Source organism: Streptomyces sp. TS71-3, from assembly GCF_018327685.1.
In the GTDB taxonomy this organism is placed as follows: domain Bacteria; phylum Actinomycetota; class Actinomycetes; order Streptomycetales; family Streptomycetaceae; genus Streptomyces.
In genome coordinates this window covers 1178532-1194635 of record NZ_BNEL01000001.1, presented here as the reverse complement: position 1 = coordinate 1194635, position 16104 = coordinate 1178532, and the positions used below count along the sequence as shown (strand labels likewise).

General features: G+C 67.8%; 17 protein-coding genes. 3 read left to right on the top strand and 14 right to left on the bottom strand.

The features are described from left to right. Positions 1 to 982: 982 nt before the first annotated feature. The 14 genes from Sm713_RS05075 to Sm713_RS05010 form a co-directional block, all read right to left on the bottom strand. Positions 983 to 3793, bottom strand: a complete 2811-nt coding sequence (locus Sm713_RS05075; RefSeq protein ID WP_249416100.1) for a BTAD domain-containing putative transcriptional regulator — start codon at positions 3791 to 3793, stop codon at positions 983 to 985. Next, complete coding sequence (locus Sm713_RS05070) at positions 3790 to 4239, bottom strand: pilus assembly protein TadG-related protein (RefSeq protein ID WP_212908467.1); 450 nt, start codon at positions 4237 to 4239, stop codon at positions 3790 to 3792. The genes Sm713_RS05075 and Sm713_RS05070 overlap by 4 nt, the downstream gene beginning before the upstream one ends. Further along, a complete protein-coding gene (locus Sm713_RS05065) occupies positions 4236 to 4679 on the bottom strand; it encodes a TadE/TadG family type IV pilus assembly protein (RefSeq protein ID WP_212908466.1) in 444 nt (147 codons plus the stop codon). Before Sm713_RS05065 ends, Sm713_RS05070 begins: the two co-directional genes overlap by 4 nt. Then, positions 4676 to 5089 carry a TadE family protein gene (locus Sm713_RS05060; RefSeq protein ID WP_212908465.1) on the bottom strand — a complete coding sequence of 138 codons (414 nt, stop codon included), beginning with the start codon at positions 5087 to 5089 and terminating at the stop codon, positions 4676 to 4678. The genes Sm713_RS05065 and Sm713_RS05060 overlap by 4 nt, the downstream gene beginning before the upstream one ends. Before the next feature lie 3 nt (positions 5090 to 5092). Continuing rightward, positions 5093 to 5284 (bottom strand): hypothetical protein, encoded by a 192-nt coding sequence (locus Sm713_RS05055; protein ID WP_212908464.1) that lies wholly within the window; start codon positions 5282 to 5284, stop codon positions 5093 to 5095. Between the two features lie 46 nt (positions 5285 to 5330). Continuing rightward, positions 5331 to 6233: a type II secretion system F family protein gene (locus Sm713_RS05050; protein ID WP_212908463.1), complete on the bottom strand. Its 903-nt coding sequence runs from the start codon at positions 6231 to 6233 to the stop codon at positions 5331 to 5333. Further along, positions 6230 to 7144 carry a type II secretion system F family protein gene (locus Sm713_RS05045; RefSeq protein ID WP_212908462.1) on the bottom strand — a complete coding sequence of 305 codons (915 nt, stop codon included), beginning with the start codon at positions 7142 to 7144 and terminating at the stop codon, positions 6230 to 6232. Before Sm713_RS05045 ends, Sm713_RS05050 begins: the two co-directional genes overlap by 4 nt. After that, positions 7141 to 8490: a CpaF family protein gene (locus tag Sm713_RS05040; protein WP_212908461.1), complete on the bottom strand. Its 1350-nt coding sequence runs from the start codon at positions 8488 to 8490 to the stop codon at positions 7141 to 7143. Before Sm713_RS05040 ends, Sm713_RS05045 begins: the two co-directional genes overlap by 4 nt. 862 nt (positions 8491 to 9352) lie before the next feature. Then, a complete protein-coding gene (locus Sm713_RS05035; protein ID WP_249416099.1) occupies positions 9353 to 9913 on the bottom strand; it encodes an SAF domain-containing protein in 561 nt (186 codons plus the stop codon). Positions 9914 to 10128: 215 nt separating this feature from the next. After that, entirely contained in the window at positions 10129 to 10533 is a 405-nt protein-coding gene (locus Sm713_RS05030) for a hypothetical protein (protein WP_249416098.1), read from the bottom strand. A 425-nt stretch (positions 10534 to 10958) separates the two neighbouring features. Beyond that, a complete protein-coding gene (locus Sm713_RS05025) occupies positions 10959 to 11504 on the bottom strand; it encodes a hypothetical protein (RefSeq protein WP_249416097.1) in 546 nt (181 codons plus the stop codon). Then, a complete protein-coding gene (locus Sm713_RS05020) occupies positions 11501 to 11716 on the bottom strand; it encodes a hypothetical protein (RefSeq protein WP_212908459.1) in 216 nt (71 codons plus the stop codon). Before Sm713_RS05020 ends, Sm713_RS05025 begins: the two co-directional genes overlap by 4 nt. 10 nt (positions 11717 to 11726) lie before the next feature. Beyond that, complete coding sequence (locus tag Sm713_RS05015) at positions 11727 to 12224, bottom strand: ATP-binding protein (protein ID WP_249416096.1); 498 nt, start codon at positions 12222 to 12224, stop codon at positions 11727 to 11729. A 337-nt stretch (positions 12225 to 12561) separates the two neighbouring features. Next, complete coding sequence (locus Sm713_RS05010; protein ID WP_283249797.1) at positions 12562 to 13131, bottom strand: DUF317 domain-containing protein; 570 nt, start codon at positions 13129 to 13131, stop codon at positions 12562 to 12564. 632 nt (positions 13132 to 13763) lie between these two features. Between Sm713_RS05010 and Sm713_RS05005 the strand changes: the two genes are divergently transcribed. The 3 genes from Sm713_RS05005 (at position 13764) to Sm713_RS04995 (ending at position 16051) form a co-directional block, all read left to right on the top strand. Beyond that, positions 13764 to 14204 carry a hypothetical protein gene (locus Sm713_RS05005; protein WP_212908457.1) on the top strand — a complete coding sequence of 147 codons (441 nt, stop codon included), beginning with the start codon at positions 13764 to 13766 and terminating at the stop codon, positions 14202 to 14204. Positions 14205 to 14388: 184 nt separating this feature from the next. Then, the gene (locus Sm713_RS05000) at positions 14389 to 14910 is read left to right on the top strand and encodes a regulator component (RefSeq protein WP_212908456.1); all 522 of its coding nucleotides are present in this window, start codon (positions 14389 to 14391) and stop codon (positions 14908 to 14910) included. Then, positions 14897 to 16051 carry an MAB_1171c family putative transporter gene (locus Sm713_RS04995; protein WP_212908455.1) on the top strand — a complete coding sequence of 385 codons (1155 nt, stop codon included), beginning with the start codon at positions 14897 to 14899 and terminating at the stop codon, positions 16049 to 16051. Before Sm713_RS05000 ends, Sm713_RS04995 begins: the two co-directional genes overlap by 14 nt. Positions 16052 to 16104: the final 53 nt, after the last annotated feature.

The window sequence follows — 16104 nt, the reverse complement described above, 5'->3', positions numbered from 1 at the left end:
TGCACGCGGAAACACATTCAAGCTTGAACTCGCCTGATGTTTCCCCGATTCCCTTTTCCCTTTCCGGGAACAACTTAAATATAGCTCGATCCAGGAATTCTCGAAGCGGAATTCCGGCTTGATAATGCTGGAGTTCCCACCAATTCACGACGGGAAATCAGGAAGAATTCCGAGAGCACGACCCAAGGCGTCGTCGCGGGCCGTGGACACGACCGATTCCAAGGAACCAACCGCACCGACATTCGGCGCGCCGCCACCCGGTCCCGGCACGGCGGTCCCGGCACGGCGGTCCCGGCACGGCGGTCCCGGCACGGCGGTCCCGGCACGGCGGTCCCGGCACGGCGGTCCCGGCACGGCGGTCCCGGCACGGCGGTCCCGGCACGGCGGTCCCGGCACGGCGGTCCCGGCACGGCGGTCCCGGCACGGCGGTCCCGGCACGGCGGTCCCGGCACGGCGGTCCCGGCACGGCGGTCCCGGCACGGCGGTCCCGGCACGGCGGTCCCGGCACGGCGGTCCCGGCACGGCGGTCCCGGCACGGCGGTCCCGGCACGGCGGTCCCGGCACGGCGGTCCCGGCACGGCGGTCCCGGCACGGCGGTCCCGGCACGGCGGTCCCGGCACGGCGGTCCCGGCACGGCGGCACCTGCGGCTACGCCTCGGTGCCGCCTTTCACCTATGAGTAGGAGGTGGGAAACGAACTGGAAGATGCAGGAAACAGCCGAGGTGACGCAGCGTCGGTAAGTGCCTGGGGCCGGGCGGGACGTGATCAGTAGATCGGGAAGCTCCTCTGCACAGAAATACAGTCGCCCCCGCGCGCCGGTGGCTCGTTGCGGCCGTGACCTGCGCTTCAGCCCCGAGCAGGGGCGTCGCATCCAAGGGCGCACATAGACACGACGGCTGACTCGACGGCTGGTTCGACGGGGGAAGCGCCAACGAGCCACTGGTGCGCGAGCTGACGGCGTTACGGCCACAAGTCGTCCCCCCTATGGGGTCAGGCGTGGGCCGGGGCCGGGCTTGATGAGGCTCCTGGTGGCCGGCTCGGGTTCGAGGTCAAGGCTGGCCAGGTGTCGTTCGAGTCGGGCGTAAGCGTGCCGGGCGGCATCGTGGCGGCCGGCGTCCTGGTAGAGGCGGATGGTGTGCTGGACGAGTCGTTCGTGGTCCGGGTGGATGGCGCCCAGGTGCTCCAGCAGAGCCAGAATGGCTGCCTGCTCGTCTGAGACCTTTTCGGTGTGCTCGGCCTGGCGGGCCAGGCGAAGGGCGCAGTCGATGGCCTGGGTGGCGAGGTGTTCGCGGATTGTCTCGGCCCACAGGTAGTCGCTGCCCTGGGCGAAGGGCCCCCGGTAGAGAGCCACAGCTTCTCGTGCCGCGACCAGCGCACTGCTCTGGTCGTCTTTCGCGTCGAGTGCTGATGTCGCCTTTTTCAAGTATTCACTGAAATCGGTTACGTCGGTTTCTACAAGCTTCGGGTGGAGTTTATGGAGCTCTCCTTGAAGGAGGACGAATTCTTGCGTCGTGACGCCTGTAGCGGCCCGTAGGGCGCGCCGTACAGCTCTACGCAGGTTCTTCAAGCCATTCGACTCACTGGTCAGGTCGAGGTCAAGTTTGTCAGCGATGTCGTGGGCGAGGAGCCCGGCAGGGTGGGCAGCGAGCAGAGCCAGAAACTCATGAACTTCGCTCCGTAGATTGGTCCCGACGGGTTCCTGGTGACCGCGAACGTGGATCGTGATGGGCCCGAGAACCTGAAGGCGGACCGGCTTGGTCTGCGCGGAGCGAGGCGCCTCGTCGTCGCGGGTGCGGATCGTCGCGGCGCCGGCTGGTGCCTTGCCGGAGCTTCCCTCACCGTCATGCTCCGGAGTCGAGTCCGCAGCGGGCGGTGCGAAGGAGCTCGGCGGTGGAGACGCGGACGGGCTTGGCTCGTGTGCCGCGAGGAGGACCGTGGTCATTTCCACGCCTGCATCAAGGGTGATCTGAAAAAGCCGCAGGTCGTCCCGGTCCCTCTCGTTTCCGCCAGTGCGAGTGGTCATGCCGTCCTCGGTGACCTGCCAACCGGCGGCACCGGGCAACGGGACGTTGAGAGCGAGGACGATCAGTTCTCCGGGGCGGCTGCGGGCAGCGAGTGCCTGGAGTTGTCCGTTGTGGACCGCGGCCGGCTCGGCGAGCAGCAGCAGGGTGCCTGGTGTGTGTGCGGGAGCCGAGTGCGAGGTCGGCACGGCACCAGCAACGGCAGGGGTGCCGCTTTCGATGTGGCGGCGAGCATGGGCGATCAGATGCTGCTCTACCGTCCGGATGGCCTCAGCAATGTCCCCGCTCTGGGTAAGGGCCGTGAAGGAGCTGGGCAGACCGGGAAGCAGGCGGTCGCCGAGAGCCCGGGTCACGACCGTCGTGATGCTCGGCAGGCCGGGCCGCTGCCGCTCGGCGGCGGCGAGGATGCCGACGAGAAGGGCACGGGCTGCGCTCATGGCCCCGGGGCCAGTCCAGGCGCAGCCTCCGGCCACGGCCAGTTCGTCGAGTGGCACTTCAACGCCGTGGCGGACGCCGATGGTGACCGTGTCCGGGTCGCGGGGCCTCTGCGGCGCCGGCCTGTGGGTCACCAGGGCGTCGGTGTCGGCAGCGGGCCGAGGTCGGTCGGCTGCCAGGGCAGCTTGTGCGGCCTTGTCGACCAGGGGACTCAATGCGGGTGCTCGGTCGTGGGTGTCGGGCTGGTGCCGTCTGCGGTGCGCGTACCAGTAGCGGCGCGCGGCCAGGAGGCCCGCTGCGGTCGTGATGCCGATCAGGCCTGCCTGACCAAGGTCTAGAGACGCGGGCGGGGGTGTGTCCGGCGTCCGGGCCGCGGATCTGTCCGGGTGCTCAGGCTGGTCGGACGGCTGGGAACTGCTGGTGTGGTGGCCCTCCTCGGTGCCCGAGGGAGGGTGCGTGGCCTCCCGGCTCGGGGCCGGCGGCTGGATCGAGGCCTGGTCGACGGGGATGGTCAGACGCCAGCCGGGCTTGATGAGGTCCGGATCGTCGAGCCGGCCTCCGTCATCCTGGATCCGGTTCGTGTTCAGCGCGTAGATGCGAGGCCATTTCAAGGCATCGCCCATCTCCCTGTCGGCGATGCCCCAGAGGGTGTCATCGTCGACAACGGTGTAGTCCACGTGCCGCACGGCATCGCTCCGGTCAGGCGTCCCGAGAGTCCAGGCGGCAAGATCACTGCCCGGGTTCTGGGCAGTGGGCCTCGCAGAGACGGCGAGGGAAACAGCATGCCCGCTCGGGTCAGGGACAAGGGGTGCGGTCCCGACGGTGCGTGTGCCTGCGTCACCGAGCGAATCGGACGACTCGACGCGAGCCGTTTCGGGGCGGCACATGCTGATCAGGGCGACGACGAGGGTGCCGATGCACAACGCCGCCAGCGTCGCCCTCGCGGACAGCAGGGCGACGTGGTCGTGGTGGGTACGGCGATCACGCAGAAGCTGCGGGAGGTGGAGCGTGTACCAGCAGATCTCACGGATCACCGTCACGGCGAAGGCGGCCCAGCTCACCCACCCCACCACGGCAAGCAGGTCGATCATCAAAGGATCGCTGACCGGCTCGGCCAGCCGCCGGACGAATTCCTCCAGGGACGTCACATGTTCCGGCCACGGAAAACCGGTGGCTCGCCCCAGCAGGTAGGGCACACCGCCCAGGAGCGTCAGGGTGACGGCCAAGGTGCCGAGCGCCGTGAGCGCCGCGCTCAGACGCAGGCGTAGCTGAGGAACAGATTGCATCGTCGCTTTCGCCTTCTGATCTTCGTGCTGGTCAGCGGAGCGGTTTCTCACGGAGTGACGTGTTCGGCATGGGCAGTCGCACCGGCGTGCACAGTGAGGGTGCGCAGGCCGATGAGTCGCAGCACCTGGGTGCGCTGGGCGTGAGCGACCCGCACGGTCAGCGCCTCCCCCTTCACGGAGACAGACCCGCTGTCCCCGGTGGAAGCGACGTAGTCCTCGGCCGCCGTCGCAGCCTGTTCGGGCACGAGCCGGATACGGCCCTCGCGTCGTAGTTGGCCCAGGTCTACTTGCTGTGCGCCCACCCGGGCCGCTTCCTGCGCCACGTCCAGGGCCCGCGCCTTGCCGGCCAGGGCAAGCCCGCCGTCGACGACGATCCCTGCGAACAGCCACAACGCGGCGAAGACGCCGATCGCGAACGCAGTGGTCTGCCCCCGGTCTTCCCCTGCCCTGAGTACTCCTCGGATCCTCGATCGAGCCGCTGGTGCGCGCTGCTTCATGGACTGCCCCGGAAGGTGTCGACGACGGAGATAGCCGTCTCCTCGAGGGTGATCCGGCCCGGGATCCCGGTGCGTGTGAGATCCCCCAGGTCGGCTGTGCACGAGACCCGGGCGGTCACGGAGGCGCCCGGGGCAAGCCCAGCGGTGACGACCTGAAGGCGAAGACGCGCGCAGGATGCTCCCGCCTGGTCCAAGGCAGTGCTCACTACGAGCTGCGCCTGTACCCGAGCCTCCCCCTCGGTGCGGGCCAAGGAGGCTGCTCGGGCGGCCTGGTGGGCTGCATCCCCCACGATCAGGCGGGCATCGGCGAGCCGCCCGAGTGCGACCACCACCAGGAGGAGCAGGACGAGTAGCGGTGTGACGAGCACCAGCTCGACCGACGCCGAGCCCTTCTCCGCATGGACGAGCGAACGGCGTCGTCGTACCGTCCCGGCGGTCACGGCCGGCCTCCGCCAGGATCCGTCGTCCGCTCGGTACTTCCGGAGGCAGTGCCGGCCACGTGCAGTGCCAGTCCCGGGACCGGGAGCACACGCACCACAGTGCCTTCCACACGCACGGTGGTGCGCGTGGCGGTGCGCTCCGTAGAGACGAAAGAGGAGGTCATCACGTCGCTGCCGAGCGCTGCCAGGCTGCGCTGGGCCTGCGCCCGGCCCTCCGCCGCCGTGCCTCCTTCCACACGGACTGCCGACAGGGCCCGACGAGCGGAGTACTCGGCGATGTGCCGGGCGTGCCAGAGCAGGGCGAACTGCACGACCAGGAGTGCGAACATCAGCAGTACCGGGACGATGAGCACGAGTTGGAAGCTCGCCGCTCCGCGATCGGTACCCAGCAAGCGAAGGTGTGCGGTCATCGGCTATCCCAGGTCGATGCCGTGGGCCTTGGAGACGACCTTGGCGGTGATGATGCCGACCACGGTCAAGCCGAGGATGGCGAGCAGGGCGGTGATCAGGACGGTCTCGGTGGTGTAGCCGGCATCGCCGCGTACGTGCCTGCGGACTTCCGCCAGGTGCTCGCGCACGCGGGCCAGGGAGCGGTTCAGGAACATGACAGGGGACCTCTTTCTCAGATCTTTGGGCATGAAGTGCCGTATGTCAGGTGATGTAGGTGACGTGAGCGAGGGCCGGATAGCCGATCAGCAGCAGGAAGGCGGCGAACAGCCCGACGACGGGCAGCGACATCTGCTCGGTGGCCGCTTGAGCGGCGCCGTCCGCTTCCGAGATCCTGCGTCGCCGCATCGCCCTGGCCTTCGCCGCGAGCGAGCCGCGGATCTTCGCTCCCTCGCTGCCCGCGAGGTTCACGGCAAGGGCGAGCTCGGCAAGGTCACCAACGGCGAGTTCCCGCCCGAGGTCCCCTAGCTGGGCCCAGGGACTCGAGCGGGTGAGCTGTGCGACGTGCAAGGCATGCCTCAATCTCGCCCCGGCCCAGCCGTGCGGTGCGGCGACAGCTTGGACCACGGCCTGATGAAGGCCAGCGCCACCGGCCAGCGCGATCACCATCAGATCGAGAACGAGACTCAACGTGTGGCGCATCTCGCTTCGCCGCCGTGCGGCCCTCCTGCGCAGCGTCAGGTCGGGAACGAAGAACAGCGAGACGGCAAGGGCCAGCGAGACGGCCACCGGAAGCTCCCAGCCCGCGATGCCCGCCGCTACCCACAGGAGCAATGCCGCCGCCCAGGGAGTGCACAGGCCGATCGTGCCGTAGACCACCTTGCTGGCAAGATGCTGCTCCTGGCCCGTTTCGCACACCCGCAGATCGGCGCGCAGAGCGCTGGTCGGGAAGCCCAGTAGGCGTCCCAGTGGGGCAACGCGGCTGCCCAGCCTGGTGATCCACGCGCTGTGGTCACCCTCAAGCGCGGACAGGTGCATGGCAGGAACGGACGTGCTCTCGCCGAGGTTGGCCAGGATGGCGGCGAGCGCGGGGCCCGGAGGGCGAAGGCCGTACACGACGGCGACCCCGCCGGCACCGAACAGGGCGCCCAGCAGCATGACGATCACCGAGCACTCCTCGACTTGCGAGGCCCTGCCGCCGATCCAGCAGCGGGCCCAATCAGACGTACCGGATCCTCGATGCGCCCGATCGTCGCCATCGAGGCGAAGCTCACAGCGAACAGGACACCCACAACGGCGAGGACGACCTGCCCGGCCAACGTGTCGAACGGATACATGTAGGCACGGTTGAAGATCACCAGTCCCGCCGCCATGCCCACGGTGACGATCACCGTCACGCGCACGCCTGTACGCACGCTGGCCCGTCCGGCGTCGATGCGCTGCCGCATGGCCACCTGCTCGCGCACCGCCTCGGCCAACTCTCCCAGCAGCGGGGCAAGATGCCGGGCCTGCTGCTCAGCGGCCATCACCAGCGCCGCGACCACCACATCTCCCAGTGGATCAGCCACGTCCTCGGCGAACATGCGCAGTGCACCCAAGAGAGGTGCTCCCGATCGCACACGCGCGGCAAGCCGGCGCATCTCCGACGCCAACGCTGGCGGTCCGATGTCGGCGGTCGCCAGCAGAGCCTGCTCCAGCCCGGCAGCTGCGGACAGCGTGTCGCGCAGCATCTCCGTCCACAGGGCCAGCGCCTCCATGCGCTCCGTGCGCTGTGCGGCATTCCGATCGGGGCCGAGCAGTCCCGGGAGGGTGAGCACAGCCGCCAAGGTCAGCGGGATCGCCACAGGCCAACCGGTCAACGCGCCCGTGACGACTGCGGCCGTCACCGCGATCGCCACGCGCCGTACCGTCCAGTCCCTGGGCATCTGGGCCAGCAGACGGCCCCACCAGTGGGGGCCCTCCTCCGGTACCCCGCGGCGCACGACTCCGTAGCCGACGGCCACCAGGCCCAGTCCGAAGACAGTCCCGAAGGCCAGAGCGCTCCCCGTCCAGTCGCCCGGCCCCAAGAGGTCACTCATGGCCTCCCCCAGGGCTGAGCGGTTGCGGGGAACTGGATGTCGAAGCCCACCGCGACGAGATCCTCCAGAGTGTTGCCGCGGAGCGGCGCTCCGGGGACGGCCCGACCGGTCGGGCCCGGCACGTAGACCTCGTTGGAGACGATCTGAGCCCCGTCGGCGTCGATCACCTCGCGCACCGAGCTGACGACCCGGCGACCGGCTCTGTCCCAGCCGAGGTGCACGACGAAGTGGACCGCGGAGGCCACCATCAGGTTCGTCGCCTCCAGCGTGAGCCGCTCCGGCGACTGCGCTGCATACGAGGCGATCTTGGTGAACACGCCCCGGGAGCTGGAGGCATGGATGGTCGACAGGGAGCCGTCGTTGCCCTGGCTCATCGCGTTGCACATCGGGATGACCTCGGCACCGCGGATCTCCCCCACGATCACCCTGTCCGGGGACATACGCAGGCCCCAGCGCACCAGCTCGGCCTGGTCGATGCCGCCCTGTCCCTCGATGTTCGGCTCGCGCGCCTGCATGGCCACCACGTTCGGGTGCGCCGCAGCATCGGCGTTCAGGCCCAGCTCGAAGGTGTCCTCGATCGTCACGAGCCGCTCTTCCGGCGGGATCTCGTGCGCGAAGGCCCGCAGCACGGTGGTCTTGCCGACGTTGGTGCCGCCGCCGATGACGATGTTCTTGCGAGCCCGTACCAGGGCGGTCAGGAACGCGGCGAGTTGCCCGTCGCACACTCCCAGCCGGACCAGTTCGCTCATCGAAGCTGCCGGGAAACGGTGGCGGCGGATGGTCAGCGACACCCGGCCGGTCACCGCCATCACCGCGAACAACCGGGAGCCGTCAGCCAGGCGCAGATTCAGCCGGGGCACACCACGATCGAAACGCCGCTCCTCCCCCTCCGCCCGGCCTCCCAGCGCACGGACCAGCTCCACCAGCTCGACATCCGAGGCGGCCACGGGATTCTCGCGCCGCCACCTACCGTCCGCGTCCTTGACCCAGACGACGTCGCAGCCGTTGACGCAGATGTTCTCGATCGACCGGTCGGCCAGGAGCCGTTCCAGGCTGCCACTGCCGAAGAGCGCGTCCCTGACCGTCTGCGAGATCCGCTCCTCGGCCCGAGGATCGAGGATCGGCTTGCCCTCAGCCAGGGAGAGCCGCCGCTGCCTCCCGAGTTCCTCGGCCAGCAGGCGCCCCACGGTGACGCGCCGCGCCGTCTCGTCCTCGGTCGGCAGCCCGGCACGTTCGCGCTCGCCCGCATACGCTGCGAGACGCGCGGCCACCCTCTGCCGAACCTGGACCGCCACCTCCTGCTCGTGGTTCTCAGGAAGATCCGGCGCCGTCATCTGCCCCCTCATGATCCACCGTCCTCGGGTGCCGGCACCGCAGCCGAATCGGCCGAGCTCCACGATTCCGACCCGGCGTCGCGGACCCCGGCTCGGCCACGGGTCGCGCGCTGGCGGCGAGGAGCCCGGTCCGCGTCCCCCCTCTCCCGCGGCTGTGCAAGCAGACGAGCCAGAGCCTGTGCGGCCCTCATCAAAGGTGGCCGGCGAAAGGTGCCGCCTCGGAGACCTCGCGCCTTCGGGCTGGTCAGTGCGGCCACGCCCCTGGGATCCCAGGGCAGCAGATACACGGCATCCACGCCCAACGTCTGCGTGATCTCCGCTGCGCTGTAGGAGCACGGCCCGACGACGGCGAGCGTCAGTCGCCCGGCGCTGGTGTTCTTCCCCGGGAGGTTCACGGAGACCTGCGTCAGCGGCTCCGCTCCTCCTCGCGTCACGAGCACCAGATCGCCAGCCGTTCCGAGCACCGGCCCGACATCGTCGGTGAGTCGACCGACATCCAGCAGCACTGTGCCTCGGTCGCGGTCGTCGCCCAGGAGCACGCGCCGTCCGCCTTCGCTCGCCAGCAGCCGTAGGGCCTCCCGGCATGGAGCGCGCCCGGGAACGGCGGGCACTGCGCGAACACCACAGGGCAGTTCGCTCGCCGCTCCCAGCAGCGACCCCGGATGCGGCGCCCTGGCCTCGGCGGCGACATCCAGCAGAGAAGGCGCCACAGGCAGACCGAAGCGCAACATGAGGTCGCCACCGGAGGGGTCCGCCTCCACCACCACCGGCCGCACCCCGTCCCCCACACCTTGGGGCCACGCGGCCGACACCGCCAAAGCAGTTGTCGTCACTCCGGGCGCCCCCGTGACAGATCCGGCCACGATCAGCCGCCTCACGGCGCCTCACGTCCTTCGGCCGGAAGGACGGCAAGACGGGGATGCTCCAACCGCGCGGTCCGCCGCGCCGCCGCGGTCTCGACGAGGACGCTGATCACTCGCGGGCCACCTGCCGCCTCGGGAGCGCGCACCCCGGTCACCGTCCCCGTCACCGCCGGGTCCGACTCCCCGCCCGACACGGCCGTTCCCGCGCTCGTGCCCGTCGGGCCAGCGAGGAAGGCCACGCGTTCACCACGGCCAAGGTCCGGTGGCGCATCACCAGGCTCCACCGCGAGCGCCACCTGCGAGAACCCCTTCGGTGGGAAGGAGATGTTCGTACCGAGCTGCCCCAGGGCCAGCAACGACCCTGCAACCAACGGCACCCTCGCACGCCGCTGCAGCACAGCACCTCGGTCGACGACCGGCACCACTCCCCCGTTCGCCGCGACCTCCGCCACGCGCAGATCACCCGGTCTCAGCGCTTGGCCGATGGGCACGTCGCGGGCGAGTACCAAGACCTGTTCTCGCGCACCGACCGTCTGCGCGGCCACGGTGAATCCGATCGCCGAGACGATCACAGCCGCGGTCCCGGCCCAGACCCACCCCAGCCTGCGGCGGCGCCCCTGGGGTGCCGCTGGCCGCCGCACAGGGCCGGGCCGACGAGTCTCTGTCCGCGGGGTCTCCCCGCTGTTCGAGGCCGAAGAAGACATGGGAGTACCCACAATGCTCCTCACAATTTGACTGAATTCACGAAAATGTGGTGTGCCGCTGCCCGAGTGGGCCGGGCATCACCTCAGCCGCCGTCAGCCGTGGCGACGGCCTGCACCTCACCCACCGCCAGCTGCCGATGGGCCGCCGTCACCAGCCCCGGCATCGTCCCGGACCGTCCGGCGCCGTGCCACTGCACGATCCACACCACCCGCACCGACAGCGTGTACGCCCCACCGGGCGAAGACACCGACGCATGCCGGTAGGTGTAGCCGCAGTCCGGCGACCCGGCCTTGGGGCTGTACCTATCCGAATAGGGCGTTCCCGGTCCGTGGCAGAACACCTCGGCGCCGTCGCCCATCGACCACACCGCAACCTGTGGCCGCGCGACCGCCGTTACCGTCACATCGCCCGCGGGAACCGACACCGCCACCGGCTCCCAGGTGGAGTGCTTCACCCACATCCAGATGGGCACCTGCACTGTCTGCACGAGATCCTCCTCCGGACTCGTACGGATGACCGGTTGCGGTGGTTTCAGTCGCTGCACGGCCCGCTGCACGATCAGCCGGAGAGGGATCTGCCGGCCTCTACGCGGCTCCGGCTTGCTGCCGTCGAACCTCGGCAGGATTTCCAGGCCACCACCGAGGTCGTACTCCCACCCGTTCGAGACGATCGTCGGTGACCTTTTCGCTTTTGCGCTGCCCCGGTGTGCGGTCTGCGGGGGCGGGAGTGCGCTCCGCCTCTCGGCTGGGCTGCTCCCCCGTCTTCCTGTACTCGTCGCCTCAACTGTGCAGGCTCCCGGTACGCACATGACGCCGGCGTAGTGGCCGCTGTAGCCGTCGGCACGAGCTGGGACTGCGAAGCCAAGCACTACCAGGGCCACCGCGGTGGCGCATCCGGTCCTCAGGCAGCGGATCAACACGATCCGGCCTGTTGCATGTAGAGGTCCGTGACCTGCCATCCAGCACTGCTGCGGCGGACCGTGGCATCGGCCCGGAAGTGCCCGCCCGGAACGTCGTTCCGGAGTTCGCCGTCCAGCCTGTACTGGAGCCAGTGCCGCTCGTCGACGCAATCCACCAGCACCACCTTCCGGCTGGTCGCTGCCACCACCTCTGGGTGCGCCACAGGGCGTCCCCTACCGACTACCTGCTCCTTCTTCGACTTCCTCAGCCCGTACCTCATCAGCTCCAACGCCCCACCCGTAGCGTGGTCGTCCAGGAGAGGAGACCCCGCGTCGGACGTCTCGGAAGCGCGAGCCAGGTCCCGCCACATGGCCTCATAGGCCCGCAGTGCCGCCTCTGTTTTCGTCTCCGGGGTACGCAGTGGTGTCGTCCCCACTGCCCCCGAGAATGGCCGCTCGGTGTGCGGTGATGCGCCCGAGCAGCCCGCCAACAGCAGTCCACCGATCACCATGCAGGTCGGCCGCGTAAGCGCCTTGTACCATTCGTACGTTTTCATCATGCCGACTTTCCTTGGCGGTTTTCCACGCGGTGCCACGTGAGCCCTGGGGTTCCCGGACCCAGATATTTCTTCGACTCGAAAGGCGAACGAGAGAGCAACAGGGAGAAGATCCAGTTCCGGCCCATGGGAGAGGAGAAGGGTTTATCGCTCGATCGTGCGATAAACCCTCTTCCCACGAAACCGAACTGCGTCCAGAAGCGAAGTTCGATCATCAGGACCAAGCTACAAAGGATGGAATTTGCCGTCAGGAGTGGCTGTCAGCGCCAACCAGGCCGTCTTCCTTCCTCTATGGCTCCGAAATCCCCACACACCCTCGGTCAACTCCTCGACGATGTGCAACCCGCGCCCACGCTCGGACAAGAGCTCGCACAATGCCTCAAGACCACCACCGCGGCCCTCGTTCGCCGGCTGGAACAACATCTCCGGCGAGAGCAACGGGGCTTGCGGAATGCGAGGATCGCCGTCCTCCACCTCGCAGATGATCCCTGACGCTGTACTGCGCAGCCGCAGCTCGTACGGGCCGACGGCATGCTCATCGGCATTGGCCACGAACTCGGAGACGGCTTGCACTGCCGTAGTGATGACGGAGCAGTCGTAGCCGAGTTGTTCGAGAGCGCAGCGCAGGGCCACGCGGGCCAGCTTTGCCGGATTGGGTGTACTGCTCGTCCACCTCCAGATGACGGTCGCCGCGGAGAGCATTGACGTCGCGTTCTGAGTCACCGCCGCCCCCTTCGGACCGCATGCCTACCCCTGACGACGCGTCGATGTCGTCCTCGCCCCGGACTCACGTACTCGCATGCCGCCACAAGCGGACCGGCGACATTCGCGAATGGCAGCAGCAACGCAGATGTGAAGAGAAGTGGAAATGCCACGGGTAGCTCCCGGAGATCACAGTTTTTCGGGCACGACCACCACACCGCGAATCCATGAAGAGCGGAAGGCACTCTTGACGAGAATTTCAAAAATTCTCACCCCCAGGCGCAGGGCCGCGCAGCTACGACCGAGAGAGGACCACAGGGAAGGTGTCACTACGCTTTCGACAACTCATCCGGCCCGGTCACATCACCGCGGGAACCGTGCATAACTCGCCGCTCAGTGGCAGTGGATCAACCAAGGCGGTGGTGAAAGCCGCGATGAGGTGTAGAGGGGTGCTCTCATGAAACATGGCGCACCACAAGGGATCCCCCTCTGGGTCCGGGACGACTTCCAGCAGCCACGCTTCTGGATGCATCAGGTCGTGAAGGCCCTTGTAGGCCGGCGCGTAGGTGAGAGTGGTTACGCCGTCGGACGAGGTCGCGAGATAGCAGGCCTCATCAAAGATGATCGTCCATCCGGCGTCGGCCAGCGGCTGCCAAACAGCACCCATGTCGTCGAGGTTGTTGCCGCGAAGGTACGGACGGGGCTCCACGGGAACGGTGGCGTCTGAGGCCAGAACAGCCGTGACTGCTGCAATCAGCTCCGGTGGTGTGTGGATGTCGAAATCCATGTGCCAGACCGGCGACTGACCCGCAGCGGATCGAGCCAAGATGCGCCAACACCCCCCGACTTTGCAGGTATCGCGGAGAAGACCGACGCTCAGGCGGTCGTCGTCCCCGTATGCGCAGTAGTCATCTGCCCCTTCCCGCACGATTCGCCACGTCGGCCCGGCCAGGGGACTGAAAACCGCACAACGACAGAGCCCCACACGTTCCAGATAGCGCGGAACGACTGGGACCGAACCAGGGATTCGACCTTGACGGCGTGACGCAGAAGACGCGAGTTGCGAGGTCACAGCTGTACTCCTTCGGTTGCATGGTGGATGCCCAACGTCGGCTGATTCCAATTCCTTTGGCTTTACATGGGTGGGCCGACAAAGGATTTAGGAGATGCCTTGCCATATGCGCTGATGGAAATCACCAGGGCTATGGCCGCATGGAGTGCAAGGGCAAGCAGCAGCAAAAGATCCAGGGCCGACGCGAACAGCGACCCACAATGACGTGATGGATCGGACACGAACCGTAATCGAGCGATGAGTCCGGACCGTATCCAGCGGACAAGATAATGTCAATCCATCCGCTGGCGAGATGGCATCACACCTCGGTCACCTGAGCGATTATGAACCTCTATCACCGGCCGTGAAGTGCGAGGATGCCGGCTCGAATGCCGATTTCGAACTGACGCCCCGTTGCTCCACCTCACGGACCTACGTATAAGTGGAGCAGTACTTCTCGTCCGTCCCGACTCCGGGCGGCACGGTCACACCCGCGGAAAGGTCAAGACATGGTCGGCAACAACGGCGACGGCGCCGGAACAGACCTGCCGCCACTCGCCGAGCGCCTGGAGACCATCATCTCTGTGTACTACCGCAACAAGAAGCGACCCGGATACAAGGAGATAGCGAAAGCGATCGAACAGAAGACCGGGCGTCCGTTCTCCGGAACGTACCTATGGGAGTTGGCGACCGGCCGCAAGCAGAACGTGACCCCGGACCACCTCCACATGCTCGCCGAGTTCTTCGGCGTCACGCGGGACTACTTCACGGATCCGGAGGTCTCGGAGCGTGTGCGGCGCCAGATGGAGTTCGCAGTGGCCCTCGGAAACGGCAAGGTACGCGCCTTGGCTGCCCGAGCTGACGGCTTGTCGGACTCACACCTCGACGCCATCCTCGCAGTCGTCAACGCCATGTCGAACACACCTGCCGCCGAAGCCGGATCCGGCTGACCTCAACGAGAGAGCCGCCCTATCCGGCACCGAGAACGTTCGCTGCGCCGTGGCAGTGGCCCATCGACCCTGGCGTGATTCTTCGCTACTCGGCCAGTGACACCGGGTAGGCAGGGAGAGGTCCGGCATGAGGGGTTACGTATTCCATCGGTGCCGTCTGCGAGAGGAACGGGGGGACCGGCACATGACCACGACAAGTGAGTACGGCCGCTTGCAAGCTCAATGCCACCAGATCCTCAATGACCTACACGTTCCGCGGCCGTACTCCTTGGACGGGATTCTCCACTGGGTCGAGGACCTGCGCCAACGACCACTGGTCCTCAAAGAACTACCTCGGGACGCCGCAGGCACCGGAGCCTGTGGGCTGTGGCTGAGCACGGACGAAACCGACTTCGTCTTTTACGAGGCCCGGACAGCCCCCTTGCACCAGGAGCACATCATCCTGCACGAGGTCGGACACATGTTGTCCGACCACCACGACGGCGCGGACAGCGGCCTCGACGAGACGCTGCACAGTCTGCTCAGCGGCCTGCAGCCGCATCTGATCAGGCGGCTGATGGCACGGACCCGCTACAGCACGGATGAGGAGCGGAGGGCGGAGATGCTCGCCAGCCTCATGCACAGCTGGGGGGAGCCGCCGCGCCCCGTTGGTGCACCCGGTCGGCTCGGAGCGTTCCTGGGAGTGAGGGCGGATGACGGTCGCTGACGTCGCCGATCAAGTGGGCCGGTACAGCATCCTGCTGCTCTGGGCCGCCCTGCTCGTCCGAGCCCGCTCGGCCTGGAAAGGGCACCACCAGCGCGGCCTGTGGCTGGCGGTTCTCACCGCGGCGACCGCCACCACTCTCTTCCTGCCCGAAGTCATCGACTGGGCCACCGGCGTCACTGGCGACGCTCATGACGTGACGCTCCTGCGGAACCTGGTCGGCGTCCTCTCCGCCGGACTCACCCTCTGGTTCATCGTCGACTCCGCCCGAGGACGCCGCCTACACGCCCTTTTCGTGGTGGGACTTGCGGCAGCGGTAGCGACGCTGATCGGCATGGACCTGGCCGCGGGAGCCTCTTCCGGGCCCAGCATCCCGCCAGCTGGCGCTGCTACCCCGTCGACCGCATACTGGCTGATCGTCTGTGTCGCCCACCTGGTCACCGACGTGATCGCAGTCCTCGTATGCGGCCGATACAGTCGCCGCACCGACGACCGCGACCTCGCCTGGTCGTTGCGCCTGTTCGCGACCGGCAGCGTTCTGGCCGTCGGCTACTGGGCTGCATACCTCGTGCATGTCTGCCTTCGCATTCCAGCCGCCCTGCCGTACATGTCGCTGGTCATCGAGCTTCACGGCGTCTCACGGGCTCTCACACTTCTGGTGCCGACCGCCACCTACGTCACCCGGTTCGCCCGCGACGCGCGCACGGTCTGGGTGTTGTGGCCAATGTGGCGCGACCTCTTTGTGGCCGTCCCCACTGTCGCCCTCATCGAACCGCAGTCGTCCCGCTTTCACGCCATCCTGAAACCCCGGGCTTCCATGGCTCTTCAGGCCCACCGGCAGATCATCGAGCTGTACGACGCGATCCTCGACCTACAGAGATTCGTCCACGCCCAGGCCTACGAACTTGCCCGCCAGCACGCCGAACGCATCCGGGTTCCTGCAATCCAGACCCCCGCCGCGGCGCTGGCCGGCGCTCTGGGACAGGCCCGGCGGGCCAAACTCGCGGGCGTGCCCGCGGCCGGCCCCGGTCCCTTGCCAGGCCTGGACAACGGCGACGCAGCCCTGCTCCTCGCCATCGCCAGAAGCTGGCCGTCCATGTCAGAGGCTCTGCCGGGCATGGAGCCAACGCCCTCCACGGCATAGAGCAGCAGCCGCCCCGCAGCCCGTCCACCGACCCACCCTGAGCAGGGAGACCC

Coding starts and splice junctions, on each gene's coding strand:
- Sm713_RS05005 (WP_212908457.1), top strand. CDS start 13,764: ATGGTCGGCAACAACGGCGACGGCGCCGGAACAGACCTGCCGCCACTC.
- Sm713_RS05045 (WP_212908462.1), bottom strand. CDS start 7,144: ATGAGTGACCTCTTGGGGCCGGGCGACTGGACGGGGAGCGCTCTGGCC.
- Sm713_RS04995 (WP_212908455.1), top strand. CDS start 14,897: ATGACGGTCGCTGACGTCGCCGATCAAGTGGGCCGGTACAGCATCCTG.
- Sm713_RS05060 (WP_212908465.1), bottom strand. CDS start 5,089: ATGACCGCACACCTTCGCTTGCTGGGTACCGATCGCGGAGCGGCGAGC.
- Sm713_RS05040 (WP_212908461.1), bottom strand. CDS start 8,490: ATGAGGGGGCAGATGACGGCGCCGGATCTTCCTGAGAACCACGAGCAG.
- Sm713_RS05055 (WP_212908464.1), bottom strand. CDS start 5,284: ATGTTCCTGAACCGCTCCCTGGCCCGCGTGCGCGAGCACCTGGCGGAA.
- Sm713_RS05070 (WP_212908467.1), bottom strand. CDS start 4,239: ATGAAGCAGCGCGCACCAGCGGCTCGATCGAGGATCCGAGGAGTACTC.
- Sm713_RS05000 (WP_212908456.1), top strand. CDS start 14,389: ATGACCACGACAAGTGAGTACGGCCGCTTGCAAGCTCAATGCCACCAG.
- Sm713_RS05025 (WP_249416097.1), bottom strand. CDS start 11,504: ATGATGAAAACGTACGAATGGTACAAGGCGCTTACGCGGCCGACCTGC.
- Sm713_RS05020 (WP_212908459.1), bottom strand. CDS start 11,716: ATGATCGAACTTCGCTTCTGGACGCAGTTCGGTTTCGTGGGAAGAGGG.